Below are 15,386 nucleotides of genomic sequence, written 5' to 3' on the forward strand. Positions count from 1 at the left end.
CCTACCCGCCACCTAACCGAAAGTTCGATGTGACTTCACTACGCGCCGTTGAACCCTCCGACCTGGACGAGTTTTTCACCCATCAACTCGATCCCAGCGCCAACCACATGGCTGCGTTCACGGCCAAGAACCCAGCCGACCGTGGGGTGTTCAACCACCACTGGCAGAACATCCTCAACGATCCCCAGATCACCGTGCGCACCATCCTTAACGACGGCGCAGTGGTGGGCAGCATCCTCGCCTACCGCAACGACGAAACCCCCGAGATCAGCTACTGGATCGACAAGTCCCGCTGGGGCCAGGGCATCACCACGGCGGCCGTAGGGCTTTTCCTCGAGGAATTCACTGACCGACCCATCCGTGCCCGCGCCGTGGTGGACAACGTCAACTCCATCCGGATCCTCGAACGCTACGGGTTCGAACACATCGGTGAGGTCCAGGGATTCGCCAATGCCCGCGGCGCCGTCGTCAAGGAACTGGTCCTGGAGCTCCGCTAAACCCGCGCACACCACGCCCGGTCCCGTGCGACCCATCTCCAGCCCGCTCCGGTGAGCACAATGGACATCGGTGTCCAACATACCGGGCACCGATGCCTGGGTTGACCCGACTGGTCCACTTCGCTCTCCGGAATCGGGTACAGCTCAGGGAACAGGGCCCACCGGTTCACGCCGACGGATCGTTGGCGCTGGCGCACCGTTCTCGGCACTGAGCCGACGGCCCAGCTCCCCCGCTAGATCATCGTGAGGACCATGCCGGGGTCGGAGAGGATAGTTCCGATATCGGCAAGGAACCGTGACCCCTGCTCCCCATCCACGAGCCGGTGGTCGAAGGATAGGCTCAGCGTCATCACCGAACGCAACGCGATCCCGCCCTGGTACTCCCAGGGGGTCCGGCGGACGGCTCCCATCGCCAGAATGGCCGCCTCCCCCGGATTGAGGATCGGCGTTCCGGCATCGATCCCGAACACCCCGACGTTGGTGATGGAGATGGTGCCGCCGGAGAGATCGGCCGGGCTGGTCTTGCCGGCGCGTGCCGTCTCGGTGAGTCCGGTCAGTGCCTGCGCAATCTCCTTGAGCGTCAACTGATCGGCGTCCTTGATGTTCGGCACCATCAGCCCCCGCGGCGTCGCGGCAGCAATCCCGAGGTTCAGGTAATGGTGCTGCACGATCTCGGAGCTGGCGCCATCCCAGCGGGTATTGACCGTCGGGTTGCGGGCCGCCGCAATACACAACGCCTTGGCCACCACAGTGAGCGGCGTGATCTTCACGTCGGAAAACGCCCGGCTGGCCTTCAGTCGTGCGATGAGGTCCATGGTGGGAGTGACATCGATCGTCAGGAACTCGGTCACATGCGGCGCAGTGAACGCGCTCGCCACCATCGCCGCAGCGGTGTGCTTGCGGACCCCCTTGATCGGTGTCCTGGTCTCCCGCTGGGTTGAGCGCTCCGGAACGGATAACACCTCAACCGTGGCGGCCGGCTGCTCCCGCTGGCCGGCAGCCCCCAGCACATCGTCACGGGTAATCAGCCCGGCGGGACCGGATCCGGTCACTGACGCCAGCTCAACCCCGAGGTCCCGTGCCAGCTTCCGCACGGGTGGAGTTGACCGGGGGCGTTCCAGCGGGGTGGTGGTCAGCGGCTCTGCAGGTGAAACCAGGTGCGCCGATGGGGCAACTGGCGCTGCAGGCACAGCTGTCGGTACTGAGTCTGGCAGGGCTACAGCCACCTCACCACGACCCGATCCGCCCCGCGCACGACGTGCCGGACGGCCACCCTTCTCCACTGCCGCGCCATACCCGACAAGGTTGGGTTCGCGCTTGGCGGGGACTTCGCCGTCGACCGGTCCCGCAACCGCTCCCGCACCCCCGGAGGCTGCTGCGGCGGGGCCTCCGGCGCCAGCACCCCCACCGTTGACTCCTTCGACAGCAGGCACATCGAACGAGATGATCGGTGAACCGACCTCGACCACTGTGCCCGGCTGCTCGTGCAGCCTGGCAACCACCCCGGCATAGGGCGACGGCAGCTCGACGACCGCTTTGGCGGTCTCGACGTCGGCAATGATCTGGTTGAGTTCGACGACGTCGCCCTCGGCGACGTGCCAGCTGACAATCTCCGATTCGGTCAGACCTTCGCCAAGATCCGGGAGCCTGAATTCCTTGATCACAGTCGCCACTACCTTTCGAGCCCGCTCAGCGAATTGGTTCGTCCCAGCACGCGGTCAACGCCGTCGAGAATACGATCCAGATCGGGCAGGTGATGGAATTCGAGTTTGGAGTACGGGTAAGGAATGTCGAAGCCGGTGACCCGAACCGGTGCATGCTCCAGGTAATTGAAGCAGCGCTCGGTGATGCTGGCAGCAATTTCCGCGCCCAGCCCACCCGACTGTGCTGCCTCGTGGGTGATCACCAGCCGGCCGGTCTTCCGTACCGAGGCCTCGATGGTGGCGAAGTCGATGGGTGCGAGGGAGCGCAGATCGATCACTTCGATAGAGACGCCGTCGTCGGATGCTGCAATTGCCGCGTCCCGTGCGGTGGGCACCAGCGGACCATACGTGACGAGGGTGACGTCGCCGCCTTCCGTGACCACGTGGGCATCCTCCATTGATGTTGCTGACAGGTCGATCGACTCATCGACCTCGCCTTTGACGTGGTACCGACGCTTCGGCTCGAAGTACAGCACGGGGTCGTCGCTGGCGATGGCCTGTTGGATCATCGTGTAGGCGTCCTGCGGATTGGAAACACTGACCACCCTCAACCCGGAGGTGTGGGTGAAGTAGGCTTCGGGCGACTCGGAGTGATGCTCGGGCGACCCAATGCCGCCGCCGAACGGCACTCTGATGGTGATGGGCATTTTCACTGCGCCCTGGGTCCGGTAGTGCAGCTTCGCGACCTGGCAGACAATCTGGTCGAACGCCGGGTAAATGAAACCGTCGAACTGGATTTCGACCACCGGGCGATACCCCCGGTAGGCCATTCCGACGGCGGTGCCCATGATGGCCGACTCGGCCAGCGGAGTATCAAGGACCCGGTGCTCGCCGAAGTCCTTCTGCAGCCCCTCGGTGATGCGGAAAACGCCGCCGAGCTTGCCGATGTCCTCGCCCATGAGGATCACCTTCGGATCGTTCTCCATGGCCCTGCGCATGCCGGCATTGATGGCCCGGCCAAATGTCATCGTAGACATCAGTGGCTTCCTTCCGTGGCTGATCCGCTGGCATCCTGCGACCCGGAGTCACCCGGTACAGAGTCACCAGATCCTGAATCGAAAGACGCCAGGTAGCGTCCGTAGTTCTCCTGCTGACGGTCCAGCCAGGAGTTGGGGGTGCTGTAGACGTGCTTGAACACGTCCATCGGCTCCGGCTCGGGCATCTCGATGCAGCCAGCGCGGAGTTTAGCCGCGACGTCGTCGGCCTTGGCACCAACTGAGGAGATGAAATCGGGGGTGAGCAAACCCAAAGAGTCGAGCAGCGCCGAGAGCCGGGAAATCGGGTCCTTCGCCGCCCAGTCCTCCAGCTCGTTCGCGTCACGGTATTTGGTGGGGTCATCGGCTGTGGTGTGCGGGCCCATCCGGTAGGTGACGGCCTCGATGAAGCTCGGCCCACCACCGGTCCGTGCCCGGTCCAGCGCCTCGCGGGTGACGGCCAGGCAGGCCAACACGTCGTTGCCGTCGACACGTACCGAAGGAATCCCGAAGCCCGGTGCCCGGTTGGCAATGGGAACGTGAGCCTGCAGACCCACGGGTTCCGAGATGGCCCAGTGGTTGTTCTGGCAGAAGAAGATGACCGGCGCCTGGTAGCTCGCAGCGAAAACCATTGCCTCGTTGACGTCGCCCTGGCTCGTGGCGCCATCACCGAAGTAGGTCACCGCCACCGCATCCGCGCCATCCTGCTGGATCCCCATGGCATATCCGGTGGCATGCAAGGTCTGCGCACCGATGATCACCTGGGGGGTGGCCATGTTGATCGAGAAGGGGTCCCATCCCGCCGACGCGTTACCGCGCCAGACCCGCAGGATGTCGGTGAAGCCGACACCCCGGCAATAGGCCACAGCGTTCTCGCGGTAGCTGGAGAACACAAAGTCATCCTCACGCAACGCGCGCCCTGAACCGATCTGCGCGGCCTCCTGCCCCAGCAGCGGCGGCCACAGCGCCAGCTCCCCCTGGCGCTGCAGCGCGGTTGCCTCAGCGTCAATCCGCCGCACCACCACCATGTCCTCGTACAGCGCCTGCAACGCCGGGCCGTCGACGTCGGCAACCCACCGGTCGTAGTCTCCGCTTGTTCGCCGGACGCCCGAAGGGGTCAGCAGCTGGATCAGCGTGTCTTCTCCGGCGGAAGCGGTGTCATTCAGGGGCACAATTACACAACCTTCAGTGGTGTGGTCGGGCACCCGGCCGGATCGCTTATGACGGACCGGGAGCCTTGTCCTTGACCTGTGGGCGTCTTTACCCAAAGATACTGTGACCCTACTCACAGCGGCCATCGAGCACAACCGATCACCGTTTGGTTGAGCATAGTGCCAGATATTCGGTATCAGCACCGTGTTAGCATTGCGCATTATGCAACCCCTGGATTCCACCGACACCCGCCTCCTGATCGCCCTGGCGAAAGACCCACGGCGCACCGTCGTGGCGTTGGCCCAAAAGCTGGGACTGTCCCGCAACACGGTGCAGGCCAGGATGGCCCAGTTGGAGAAGAAGTCGGTGTTCCTGTCCTTCGAGCGCCGGATCAATCCGGTAGCCCTGGGCTACCCGCTGATGGCGTTCATTCACGTGCACGTTCAGCAGCAGAAGCTCGCCGCCATTACTGAACAGCTGGCCGATATTCCAGAGGTGCTCGAGGCGTACGGTCTCACGGGTCAGGCAGACATCCTGGTTCGGGTGGTCTGCGCCGACGCTGAGGATCTCTTCAGGATCAACGGGAAAATCCTCGGCTGCGATGGGGTGGAGCGATGCGACACCTCGCTGGCCATGGGAGAACTGGTCCCCTTCCGGGTTGAGCCACTCCTTGAGCGTGGCCCCCGCCAGCCCGGCAAGTAACAGGCAGGCGGGTCAACAGGCAGCCGGGTCGGCGGCAGGCGGTCTGCCCACCGGCAGGCAGGCACGAAACAGGTGGCCGGCCCAGAAGGAGGCGGCTGCCCCTGGCACACTCCCTACAACGGCAACAGGCCGGCCCGGATGCGGGCCGGCCTGTTGCCGTCTAAAGAGGTGAGCGAATCCGACCTAGTGGTCAGTCGCCTTTTCCGCGCCGACCCCGGTGAGGGACCGTACTTCCATTTCCGCCTGCTTCTGCGGATCCTCAGTGGTCTTGGCCAGAACGCTACCCAACCAGCCGAGGAAGAACGCCAGCGGGATGGAGACGATACCCGGGTTGTTCAGCGGGAACAGAACGAAGTCGACACCCTGAATCATCGAGGTTTCCTTGCCCGAAACAACAGGAGAGAAGGCGATGAGCAGGATTGCCGAACCGAGTCCGCCGTACATGCTCCAAACGGCGCCCTGGGTGTTGAAACGCTTCCAGAACAGCGAGTAGAGGATGGTCGGCAGGTTGGCGCTGGCGGCAACCGCGAAGGCCAGCGCAACCAGGAAGGCGATGTTCTGCCCCTGTGCGCCGATGCCACCGAGGATGGAGAGAATACCGATCACGACGACGGTACGCCGGGCCACCTTCACCTCACCATCGGGATCCAGGTTGCCCTTGCGGATGACGTTCGCGTAGATGTCATGGGCGAAGGACGCTGCGGCGGTGATGGTCAGACCGGCGACGACGGCGAGAATCGTTGCGAACGCAACTGCCGAGATCACTCCGAGCAGGATGGGCCCACCCAATTCGAACGCCAGCAGTGGTGCTGCCGAGTTGACTCCACCCGGAGCGGCCTGAATACGATCCGCACCGATCAGGGCGCCGGCGCCGTAGCCGAGGACCAGGGTGAACAGGTAGAACCCGCCGATCAGCCAGATGGCCCACACCACTGAACGGCGGGCTTCCTTGGCAGTTGGCACGGTGTAGAAGCGCATCAGCACGTGCGGGAGAGCCGCCGTACCGAGAACAAGCGCCAGGGCAAGCGACACGAAGTCCAGCTGCGAGGTGCTGCTGACGCCGTACTGCAGGCCGGGGTTGATGATGTCCGGGTTGCCAGCGGTTTCCATCGCTGCACCCAGCAGGGTGGAGAGATTGAAGTCGTGGAGCGCAAGCACCCAGATGGTCATCACGAACGCGCCGGTGATGAGCATGACGGCCTTGATGATCTGCACCCAGGTGGTGCCCTTCATTCCGCCGATCAGTACGTAAAGGATCATCAACCCGCCGACGACGGTGATGACCAGTGACTGGCCGATCCGGTCGTCAATGCCCAGCAGGAGGGAAACCAGTCCGCCGGCGCCAGCCATCTGAGCGAGCAGGTAGAAGAAGCAGACGGCCAGGGTGGTGATGGCTGCGGCGATGCGCACCGGGCGCTGGCGCAACCGGAACGAGAGGACGTCGGCCATGGTGAACTTGCCGGTGTTGCGGAGCAGCTCAGCCACCAGCAGCAGGGCTACCAGCCAGGCCACCAGGAAGCCGATGGAGTAGAGGAACCCGTCGTAGCCGTTGATCGCGATGGCGCCGACAATACCCAGGAAGGAAGCCGCCGACAGGTAGTCACCGGCAATGGCGGTGCCGTTCTGCGGTCCGCTGAAGGATCGCCCGGCCGCATAGTAATCAGCGGCGGTCTTGGTGTTGCGGCTTGCACGGAGCACAATCACCAGGGTGACGGCGACGAACAACCCGAAAATGGTCATGTTCAGCCACGGTTCACCAACCTGGGTGCTTTCGACCGTCTGCATCGGCAGGGAGACCGGCATCATTTGTTCGCTCCTGACTGCTCATTGAAGACCTCAGGAGCGGCGACCTCAAGCTCGTGGCGGATGTCCGCGGCGATCGGGTCAAGCTTCCGGTTGGCGTAGGTGACGTACCCCATCGTGATGGCGAAGGTGGTGACGAACTGCAGCAGACCCATGATGAGCCCGATGTTGATGTTTCCCCAGACCGGGGTGGACATGAAGTCTGTTGCGTAGGACGCCAGCAGCACGTACAGGAAGTACCAGAGCAGAAAGAAGACTGCCATGGGAAAAACGAAGCTGCGATGGCGTTTGCGCAGTTCCTTGAACTGCGGATTCTGCTGGTATGCGGTGAAGTCGACGGGCGCTGTGGTGCCAGCTTCCGGCGGCGATTGCTCGGTAGCCATGATTCCTCCTCGTTGAGAACGTCTTCCACGCCGCGCTGGCTCCGTTCGGTCGGGAGCAGCGACAGGCGCGTGAAGGTGTGACTCCCATCACCTTGCGCGCTGCGCGCGCGGTTCTCCAGTACCGCAGCGTGGTGTATCGCCCAGTGGACGCCCAGCTGCGGTGAGCGGCCCCCTCCTGCGGCGAGTGGGAACACCGGTGAACCGTTGACGGCTACTGTTGAGCAATGTTCAGCACCGCCGTCGACACCGCACTGGTAGGCGCCATCGTCGTCCTGACGATCGCGGTGGTCGCGGCCCTGGGGTTCAAACTATCCCGCTCCTACCGGGATCTGGGGTCCGACGCCGACCGGGCCACCTATGCCACCCTGCACACCGCGGCGCTCGCGTCGGAGCACCTGCGTGCCGGGCTCACACCGACGGGTGCGTCGAAAGCCAGCAAGCATCTGCGCGGTCTGCTGCGGTGTGACACTCTCCTGATCACCGACGAAAGCGCTGTCCTCGCCTGGGACGGCGGGCGTGAGATGCCGGAGCAGGTAATGGACCTGGTGCATCAGGTGCTGGCCAGCGGGCGGACCCAGATTTTCAGGGAAGCCCAGCTGGGCCCGGCCGCTGTCCCCGGTGACGGGCAGGTGGTGATCTCCCCGATCCGGGTCGACAAGCGGGTGGTCGGCACGGTGGGCGCGTTCGCCCCGCACGTCAGCGCCGGACTGGTGCGGGCCGCCAACGAGGTGGCCGGCTGGGTATCCACCCAGGTGGAACTCGCCGAACTGGACTCCTCCAGGACCCTGCTGATGGAGGCTGAGGTGCGCGCCCTTCGCGCCCAGATCAGCCCCCACTTCATCTACAACTCGCTCAACGCCATCGCGTCCTTCATCAACACCGACCCGGTCCGGGCCCGCGAGCTGGTGGTGGAGTTCGCTGATTTCACCCGGTATTCCTTCCGCCGGCATGGTGACTTCACCACGGTTGCCGAGGAACTCCGGTCAATCGACCGCTACCTGCTGCTTGAGCGGGCCCGGTTCGGGGACCGGCTGAAGGTCAGCCTGGAGATCGGCCCGGAAGTCCTCAGCACGGTCATTCCCTTCCTCAGCCTTCAGCCCCTGGTGGAGAACGCGGTCCGGCACGGCCTGGAGTCCACCGACGGATCGGGGCACATCACCATCACTGCCCACGACGCCGGCGCGTTCGCCGAGGTCACGATCGAGGACGACGGCGTCGGCATGGACCCCGACTACCTGCGGTCGGTCCTCGCCGGCCACACCGACGGGGTACATGTTGGCCTCCGCAACGTCGATCAGCGGCTCCGGCAGGTGTACGGCGAGGATCACGGTCTCGCCATCGACACCGCTGTGGGCGCCGGCACCATGATCACCCTGCGGATCCCCAAGTCGCAGCCCGACCACCAGACCTGAGTCCACATCACACGGCAACGCCCCGGTACGCGTAATCTGGAGCACATGGTCAATGTTGTCATCGCCGACGATGAGCTCCCCGCAGTTGAGGAACTGGCTTTCCTCCTCGCCAAGGATGCGCGGATCGACACCATCCACCGTGCCTCCAGCGGAGCCGAGGCACTGCGCGCGCTTGAGACCCATGACGTCGATGCACTGTTCCTCGACATCCATATGCCGGCCCTGTCGGGCTTGGATATCGCCCGGGTCATTTCCCGGTTCAGCCGGCCTCCCGCCGTCGTCTTCGTCACCGCTGACGAGGACCGCGCCCTGGAGGCGTTCGATCTGCGGGCCGTTGATTACCTCCTCAAACCGGTGCGGATGGAACGCCTGTCCGAATCGGTGCGGCGCATCTGCGAACTGATTGAGGCGGGCAAGGACGGCACCGCGGCCGCACCCGAAGTGATCACCGTCGATCAGGGTGGCATCAGCAGGATGATCCGGCGCGACGATATCCGCTATGTCCAGGCCCAGGGCGACTATGCCCGCCTCCACACCGCCGAATCGAGTTACCTGATCCGGATCCCCCTCAACGACCTTGAGCGGCAGTGGGCCGACGCCGGCTTCCTGCGCATCCACCGGTCCTACCTCGTGGCGATGAACCAGGTCCGGCAGGTCAAGATCGGTGCGGGCCGCGCGTCGCTCCTCGTGGGTGACGCCGAGCTCCCGGTCAGCCGCCGCCACCTGCCGGTGGTGCGGGACAAGCTTGAGGCGACCCGTCTGCGGCCCCGACAGCCGTGAGGTGCCCTCAATGACGACGCCGGACGGCCCACCCCAGCGGGTGCGGGTCACTGCGCCGCGCAGCGCCGCGCGGCCCGCTGCGGGCTCCTACCCGGTCACCCGGGAGATGGCGGAGCAATCGGAGGTGGGCGAATTATTTGTCCGCTCTCTGATCCGGTCCCAGCTCCGGCTCGCCGTCGTGGTCGCGGCAGGCTTCCTGGTGATCCTCATCGGCATCCCGGTGCTGTTGGCGGTCTACCCTCAGATCGGGAATCTCTCCGTCTTCACCATCCCGGTACCCTGGCTCCTCCTGGGGGTCGGCGTCTACCCGCTGGTAATCAGCTGCGCCGCACTCTACGTGCGGAGCGCTTCCCGCAACGAGCTGCGTTTCAGGGACTTGGTCGATGAGGACTAGGCCGCTATGAACGCCGAACTGAATCCTGTGGTCGGCTACGTGGCGCTGGCCCTGGTCTCCCTGAGCACCGTGCTGATCGGCATCTACGGGCTGCGGATTTCGCGAACCACCGGCGATTTCTACGTGGCATCGCGGACCGTGCGACCGTGGTGGAACGCATCGGCGATCGGTGGGGAGTACCTGTCGGCGGCGAGTTTCCTCGGCGTGGCCGGGCTGATTCTCATCTCCGGCGTCGATGCCCTCTGGTTCCCGATCGGCTACACCGCCGGGTACCTGATGCTCCTCCTCTTCGTGGCCGCTCCCCTACGGCGATCCGGTGCCTACACGATTCCCGACTTCGCTGAAGCACGCCTCGAATCGCTGATGGTGCGGCGCGTGACCAGCCTGCTCGTCGTCGTCGTCGGCTGGCTCTACATTGTGCCGCAGTTGCATGGCGCCGCCCTCACCGTCCAGATCACGACCGGGCTGCCCCCGTGGGTGGGAGCGGTGGCGGTGGTCGTGGTGGTCTGCCTCAGCGTGGTGACCGGCGGGATGCGGTCCATCACCTTCGTGCAGGCGTTCCAATACTGGCTGAAGCTGACCGCACTGGCGGTGCCGATCGTCTTTATCCTGCTACGGCTGTCAGCGACCGGGAGTCCGATCACCGATGCAGGTGCGGTGTTCGCCGCCGACCTGAATATCGTCGGCGACGCCTCGCTGTACCGGAACATTTCCCTGGTCATCGCGCTGCTGTTCGGCACTCTTGGCCTGCCCCATGTACTGGTCCGCTTCTACACCAACCCCGACGGCGCCTCGGCCCGCCGGACCACCCTCATTGTGCTGGGCCTGTTGTCGGTGTTCTACCTGTTCCCCACGATGTACGGGATTCTCGGCCGGATCTACACCCCCGATCTTGCGGCCGACGGCGCGGCGGACGCCACGGTCCTGCTGCTCCCGAGCCGTATCTTCGAGGGCACCGCCGGGGACCTGCTGTCAGCCCTGGTCACGGCCGGCGCATTTGCAGCATTCCTCTCGACGACCAGCGGTCTGGTGGTGTCCCTCGCCGGGGTGGTCAGCCAGGAGTTCTTCCAGGGCAGCGTGCGGGGGTTCAGGCGGGCAGCGGTCATCTCTGCGCTGATCCCCCTGCTGCTGGCGCTCGCCACCAACACGCTGGCGTTGGCTGGCAGCGTGAGCATGGTGTTTGCGTTCACCGCCTCAACGATCTGCCCGCTGTTGCTGCTGGGAATCTGGTGGCGCGGGCTGACGGATGTGGGTGCCGTGGCAGGGATGCTGGCCGGGGCTGGCCTGTGCGGCGGGTCCATCCTCGCTGCGGCGGCGCTGGGGCCGGAATCCGCACGCTACGAATGGCTTGAGCAGCCCGCGTTGTGGACTGTACCGTCGGCGTTCGCCGTCACCATCCTGGTGTCACGGCTGACCGCCCACCGGACGCCGGGAAGCGTGTCACGGGTCCTGGCCCGGTTGCATACGCCGGAGCCGGTGCAGCGATCCACGTAGGCCGGAAACAGCGACCCACGTGAACCAGAGTTCACGACCCGCGTCAGCCGGAACTAGTCGATGGCTGCCATCAGCTCAACGACGCGGTCCATGAAGGCGTCGACCTGGGTTTCCTCGTAGCCCTCAGCACCCACCGCCTCCCGGAAGACTGAGCGGCGTACGACGTCGACGCTCAGGGGGACGTCGCTTTCGAAATAGCCGAGGAGTTCGTTGCAGAGGGCGTCGACGTCGTCGACGTTGTAGCTGGCAGCCTTCCGCTTGGTCGGGCGACGGAACCGTTCACCGGGCTCGCGGTGCAGCCTGCTCCGCAGCACAGCCGAGGTGCGGCCAATCTGCATCAGCCAGACGTCCTCCCCCTTCGCCGCGATCAGGTGGTCGCGTTCGCGCTGCGCAAAGACGTCTTCGAGCCGGTCCAGAGCGGCATCGACTGCCTGCGGCTCGTACCCACCCTTGGCCGGGTCGAAGGCCATCGACCGCACGTCGACGCTGGTCACCGGGCCCCCCGTCGGGTCCTCAGTGTTGTAGTACCCGCGGGCCCGGGTGAGGAAGCTATCCACCTGCCGAAGGTTATAGCCATACTCCCGGTGTCCCACCCGTGCGAAGGGAGAGCTGCCCTGACGAGCTTCGTCCATGGTGTCTTGAGTCCTTTGGGTTGTGCGGGAGGGGCTAGAGGAATCCCGGTACCAATGTAACCGACAGCAGGAACGCAACCGGGGAGGCGAAGACAATGGAGTCAAGCCGGTCCATCATGCCGCCATGCCCGGGCAGAATGTTCCCCATGTCCTTGACGCCCAGTTCGCGTTTGATCATGGACTCGGCCAGGTCCCCGGCGGTCGCCGCGGAGACGGTGGCCACGGCCAGCACGAAGCCGAACCACCAGGGCCGGTCCAGCAGGAAGACCGCTGCGATGGTTCCCACCAGAACCGCACCGCCCACCGAGCCGGCAAATCCCTCCCAGGACTTCTTCGGACTGATCTTCGGGGCCATGGCGTGCTTCCCGAAGAACGCTCCGACCAGATAACCGAAGGTGTCGTTCGCGACCACCAGGAGGAGCAACGTCGCCACCAGGAGCTTGCCCGAGGGTTCCTGCAGCAACAGCATCGCGAAACTGAGCAGCAGCGGGATCCAGAGCACGACGAAGATGCCCGCGGTGATGGATATCGCTGCATCCGGTGCCGGGTCGAAACTGCGCCAGAGGGCAAGGGCCGTAGTGGACAGAACGACGGCGTATGCCAGGGCCTCGGGGCCGCCAAGGTAGGCGGCAAACGGCAGCGCGATAGTGGCGGCAATAGCCGGAACGAGGGGAAGCCGGATCTGGCGTACCTCAAGCGCCCGGGACACTTCCCAGACGCCCACCAAGGCAAACGCCGTGGTGATCGCGACGAAGGCAATGGGCAGGTAGAGGATCCCGCCCAGCACCGATCCGAGCAACGCAACCCCTACAGCAGTTGCCGCGGGAAGGTTCCTGCCGGCCCGGGAGGGTGCCTTCGGCGCCCCAGGGGTTTTCCGCCCGGACCTGCGGCGAATTTGCCGGGTACCGGGTGCCCGCTGGGCGCGCCGACCGCTCACCTCGGCGTCCACGCTGGCCGCGGGCTGGGCGCCGGTGTTAGCTGAGTGGTGGGTGTCGCTCATTAGACCTCAAGCAGCTCGGTTTCCTTGCGCTTGAGCAGCTCGTCGATCGTGTCGGTGTGCGATTTGGTGCGGGCGTCGAGATCCTTTTCCCCGCGTGATCCTTCGTCCTCGCCGGCGTCGCCGTCCTTGACTGCCTTGTCGATGCCGTCCTTCGCCTTGCGGCGGATGTTGCGGATGGCGATCTTGGCGTCCTCAGCCTTGGTCTTCACCAGCTTGACGTATTCCTTGCGACGTTCCTCAGTCAGCTCCGGAAGAACTACCCGGATGATGTTGCCGTCGTTTGACGGGTTGGCCCCGAGATCGGAATCCCGCAACGCCCGCTCGATGTCGTTCAGCGCAGCCCGGTCAAAGGGGGTGATCAGGAGGGTGCGCGCCTCAGGGTTCTGGAAGGAGGCCAACTGTTGCAGCGGCGTCGGAGCGCCGTAGTAGTTGACCATGACCTTGGAAAACAGCGAGGCGTTGGCGCGTCCGGTGCGGATAGTGGCGAAGTCTTCCTTCGCGGCCTCCACTGCCTTATCCATCTTTTGGGTGGCCTCTAGCAATGTCTCGTCGATCACTGTAACTCCTATGCAGTGCGCCAACTGAGGTGTAGTGGCGCGTCGTCCGGTTCGGTTTTCAATCCTAGTTCACACGGGCCGCCCCTCAGGGGCAAACCGGCGGGTGCGCCTAGGTGGTAACGATGGTTCCGATCTTCTCCCCGAGAATTGCCCGGGTGACGTTGCCCTCGCCTTCCATGCCGAAGACGATCATGGACAGGTCATTGTCCTTGCACATGGTCATAGCGGTCTGGTCCATGACCCGGATGTCCTGCCGCAGGGCGTCATCGTAGGAAAGCGTCTCGAGCTTTTTCGCTGTGGGATCCTTGTGCGGGTCGGCCGTATAGACGCCGTCGACACCGCTCTTCGCCATGAGCACCAGGTCAGCGTGCACTTCGAGGGCCCGCTGGGCCGCGACGGTGTCGGTGGAGAAATAAGGGAGCCCTGCCCCGGCGCCGAAGATGACAACGCGGCCCTTCTCGAGGTGGCGGATCGCGCGGCGTGGAATATAGGCCTCGGCGACCTGCCCCATCGTGATGGCACTCTGCACCCGGGTTTCGACGCCAGCCTGCTCCAGGAAGTCCTGCAACGCCAGGCAGTTCATGACCGTGCCGAGCATGCCCATGTAGTCGGCCCGGGACCGGTCCATGCCGCTCTGCGATAGTTCGGCTCCCCGGAAGAAGTTACCGCCGCCAACGACGATGGCAACTTCCACCTGACCGACGGTCGCGGCGATCTGCTTCGCTACCGAGCGGACCGTCTCCGGGTCGACGCCGAGCTTGCCGCCGCCGAAAACCTCGCCGGAGAGCTTGAGGAGCACCCGACGTCGGTGGGTTTCCCGACCATGTGTGCCCAGATCAGAGTTATCCATTGTGCCTCCAAGGGCTGTTGCGGGGTTCGTTGCTAAAAGAATACGTTGCGGTGCTGTCTGGTTTGCCCATTGGGCAGGAAAAAGGGGTGGTCACCGTGGTAACCACCCCTTTGTCCGACTACTTGCTGTGCCTAACCGACCTAGGCTCCAACCCGGAACCGGGCGAATGCGGTCGGCTTGGAGTTGGCTTCAGTCAGCACCTGGGCCACCGACTTCTTGGCGTCCTTGGCGAAGGCCTGGTCGACGAGCACGCCCTCCTTGAAGAAGCCCGTCAGACGGCCTTCAACGATCTTGGTCAGTGCTGCCTCAGGCTTGCCTTCGGCGCGCGCGGTCTCGTCGGCGATGCGACGTTCCGTCTCGACCAGTTCCGCCGGTACATCGTCACGGACGAGGTAGGTCGGCGAGTAGGCAGCGATGTGGACTGCGATGTCGTGGGTGGCTTCCTTGGCGGCGTCGCCCTCACCCTCAACAGCGAAAAGCACACCAACCTGGGCCGGAAGGTCCTTCGACGTCTTGTGCAGGTAAGCATCAACGATGTTGCCCTCGATGCGTGCAAGACGGCGGATGGCCACCTTTTCACCCAACAGGGCGCCGGCCTCGATGACATGCTCGGAGACGGGCTTGCCGTCAACCGTGTACGCGAGGAGGGTGTCGACGTCGTTGGCGCCGGATTCGATCGCTGCGGCGAGGACCTTGTTGGAGAATTCGACAAACGGGCCAGCCTTGGCGACGAAGTCGGTCTCGCAGTTGACCTCGACCATGACGCCGACGTTGCCGTCGACCTTCGCTGCTACGAGGCCCTCGGCAGTCGACCGGCCTTCGCGCTTCGTTGCACCCTTCAAGCCCTTGATGCGGATGAGCTCCATCGCCTTGCCGGCATCGCCGTCGGCCTCGTCGAGGGCTTTTTTCACGTCCATCATGCCAGCGCCAGTGCGCTCGCGGAGGGCCTTGATATCAGCGGCGGTGTAGTTCGCCATGTGAACTCCTAAGTATGTTGTGTCCAAGAAGAATGATGCCTACAGGCTCTGACGCCTGGGCAGATAGAGAAGGGGG

The 15,386-nt window shown here is 64.5% G+C and carries 16 protein-coding genes; 6 read left to right on the forward strand and 10 right to left on the reverse strand.

Going from position 1 to position 15,386, the window contains the following annotated elements; all coding sequences use genetic code 11:
- Nucleotides 1-29: 29 nt before the first annotated feature.
- Nucleotides 30-497, forward strand: a complete 468-nt coding sequence (locus tag IWX62_RS09085) for a GNAT family N-acetyltransferase (RefSeq protein WP_196841077.1) — start codon at nucleotides 30-32, stop codon at nucleotides 495-497.
- A 233-nt stretch (nucleotides 498-730) separates the two neighbouring features.
- On the opposite strand, the gene IWX62_RS09090 is transcribed toward IWX62_RS09085, so the two are convergent.
- From IWX62_RS09090 to pdhA, 3 genes are read right to left on the reverse strand one after another with little or no spacing between them, the layout of a single operon-like run.
- Nucleotides 731-2,170, reverse strand: coding sequence for a dihydrolipoamide acetyltransferase family protein (locus tag IWX62_RS09090; RefSeq protein WP_442859251.1), 1,440 nt, complete (start codon nucleotides 2,168-2,170; stop codon nucleotides 731-733).
- Nucleotides 2,170-3,177: an alpha-ketoacid dehydrogenase subunit beta gene (locus IWX62_RS09095; RefSeq protein WP_196841078.1), complete on the reverse strand. Its 1,008-nt coding sequence runs from the start codon at nucleotides 3,175-3,177 to the stop codon at nucleotides 2,170-2,172. The genes IWX62_RS09090 and IWX62_RS09095 overlap by 1 nt, the downstream gene beginning before the upstream one ends.
- Entirely contained in the window at nucleotides 3,177-4,346 is a 1,170-nt protein-coding gene (gene pdhA / locus IWX62_RS09100) for a pyruvate dehydrogenase (acetyl-transferring) E1 component subunit alpha (protein ID WP_196841079.1), read from the reverse strand. The genes IWX62_RS09095 and pdhA overlap by 1 nt, the downstream gene beginning before the upstream one ends.
- Nucleotides 4,347-4,548: 202 nt before the next feature.
- Between pdhA and IWX62_RS09105 the strand changes: the two genes are divergently transcribed.
- Complete coding sequence (locus IWX62_RS09105; protein ID WP_196841080.1) at nucleotides 4,549-5,028, forward strand: Lrp/AsnC family transcriptional regulator; 480 nt, start codon at nucleotides 4,549-4,551, stop codon at nucleotides 5,026-5,028.
- Between the two features lie 183 nt (nucleotides 5,029-5,211).
- Here the strand turns inward: IWX62_RS09105 and IWX62_RS09110 are convergent, their stop codons facing one another.
- Both IWX62_RS09110 and IWX62_RS09115 read right to left on the reverse strand, forming a co-directional pair.
- Entirely contained in the window at nucleotides 5,212-6,834 is a 1,623-nt protein-coding gene (locus tag IWX62_RS09110; protein ID WP_196841081.1) for a solute symporter family protein, read from the reverse strand.
- Complete coding sequence (locus IWX62_RS09115; protein ID WP_196841082.1) at nucleotides 6,831-7,214, reverse strand: DUF485 domain-containing protein; 384 nt, start codon at nucleotides 7,212-7,214, stop codon at nucleotides 6,831-6,833. The genes IWX62_RS09110 and IWX62_RS09115 overlap by 4 nt, the downstream gene beginning before the upstream one ends.
- A gap of 224 nt (nucleotides 7,215-7,438) precedes the next feature.
- Between IWX62_RS09115 and IWX62_RS09120 the strand changes: the two genes are divergently transcribed.
- The 4 genes from IWX62_RS09120 to IWX62_RS09135 are packed head-to-tail and all read left to right on the forward strand — an operon-like array spanning nucleotide 7,439 to nucleotide 11,294.
- Nucleotides 7,439-8,626 (forward strand): sensor histidine kinase, encoded by a 1,188-nt coding sequence (locus tag IWX62_RS09120; RefSeq protein WP_196841083.1) that lies wholly within the window; start codon nucleotides 7,439-7,441, stop codon nucleotides 8,624-8,626.
- Nucleotides 8,627-8,671: 45 nt separating this feature from the next.
- The gene (locus IWX62_RS09125; protein ID WP_196841084.1) at nucleotides 8,672-9,406 is read left to right on the forward strand and encodes a LytR/AlgR family response regulator transcription factor; all 735 of its coding nucleotides are present in this window, start codon (nucleotides 8,672-8,674) and stop codon (nucleotides 9,404-9,406) included.
- A gap of 10 nt (nucleotides 9,407-9,416) precedes the next feature.
- The gene (locus IWX62_RS09130; protein WP_196841085.1) at nucleotides 9,417-9,800 is read left to right on the forward strand and encodes a hypothetical protein; all 384 of its coding nucleotides are present in this window, start codon (nucleotides 9,417-9,419) and stop codon (nucleotides 9,798-9,800) included.
- 18 nt (nucleotides 9,801-9,818) lie between these two features.
- On the forward strand, nucleotides 9,819-11,294 hold the full coding sequence (locus IWX62_RS09135) for a sodium/solute symporter (RefSeq protein ID WP_196841199.1): 1,476 nt from the start codon (nucleotides 9,819-9,821) through the stop codon (nucleotides 11,292-11,294).
- Nucleotides 11,295-11,347: 53 nt separating this feature from the next.
- Here the strand turns inward: IWX62_RS09135 and IWX62_RS09140 are convergent, their stop codons facing one another.
- From IWX62_RS09140 to tsf, 5 genes are all read right to left on the reverse strand, one after another.
- The gene (locus tag IWX62_RS09140; RefSeq protein WP_196841086.1) at nucleotides 11,348-11,926 is read right to left on the reverse strand and encodes a DivIVA domain-containing protein; all 579 of its coding nucleotides are present in this window, start codon (nucleotides 11,924-11,926) and stop codon (nucleotides 11,348-11,350) included.
- 34 nt (nucleotides 11,927-11,960) lie between these two features.
- A complete protein-coding gene (locus IWX62_RS09145) occupies nucleotides 11,961-12,926 on the reverse strand; it encodes a phosphatidate cytidylyltransferase (protein ID WP_196841087.1) in 966 nt (321 codons plus the stop codon).
- Nucleotides 12,926-13,483 (reverse strand): ribosome recycling factor, encoded by a 558-nt coding sequence (gene frr, locus IWX62_RS09150; protein WP_196841088.1) that lies wholly within the window; start codon nucleotides 13,481-13,483, stop codon nucleotides 12,926-12,928. Before frr ends, IWX62_RS09145 begins: the two co-directional genes overlap by 1 nt.
- 109 nt (nucleotides 13,484-13,592) lie before the next feature.
- Nucleotides 13,593-14,333, reverse strand: a complete 741-nt coding sequence (gene pyrH, locus IWX62_RS09155; RefSeq protein WP_196841089.1) for a UMP kinase — start codon at nucleotides 14,331-14,333, stop codon at nucleotides 13,593-13,595.
- Between the two features lie 140 nt (nucleotides 14,334-14,473).
- Entirely contained in the window at nucleotides 14,474-15,310 is an 837-nt protein-coding gene (gene tsf / locus IWX62_RS09160; protein ID WP_196841090.1) for a translation elongation factor Ts, read from the reverse strand.
- Nucleotides 15,311-15,386 lie beyond the last annotated feature (76 nt).

It is taken from the genome of Arthrobacter sp. CAN_A1, assembly GCF_015751665.1.
Classification (GTDB): domain Bacteria; phylum Actinomycetota; class Actinomycetes; order Actinomycetales; family Micrococcaceae; genus Arthrobacter_D.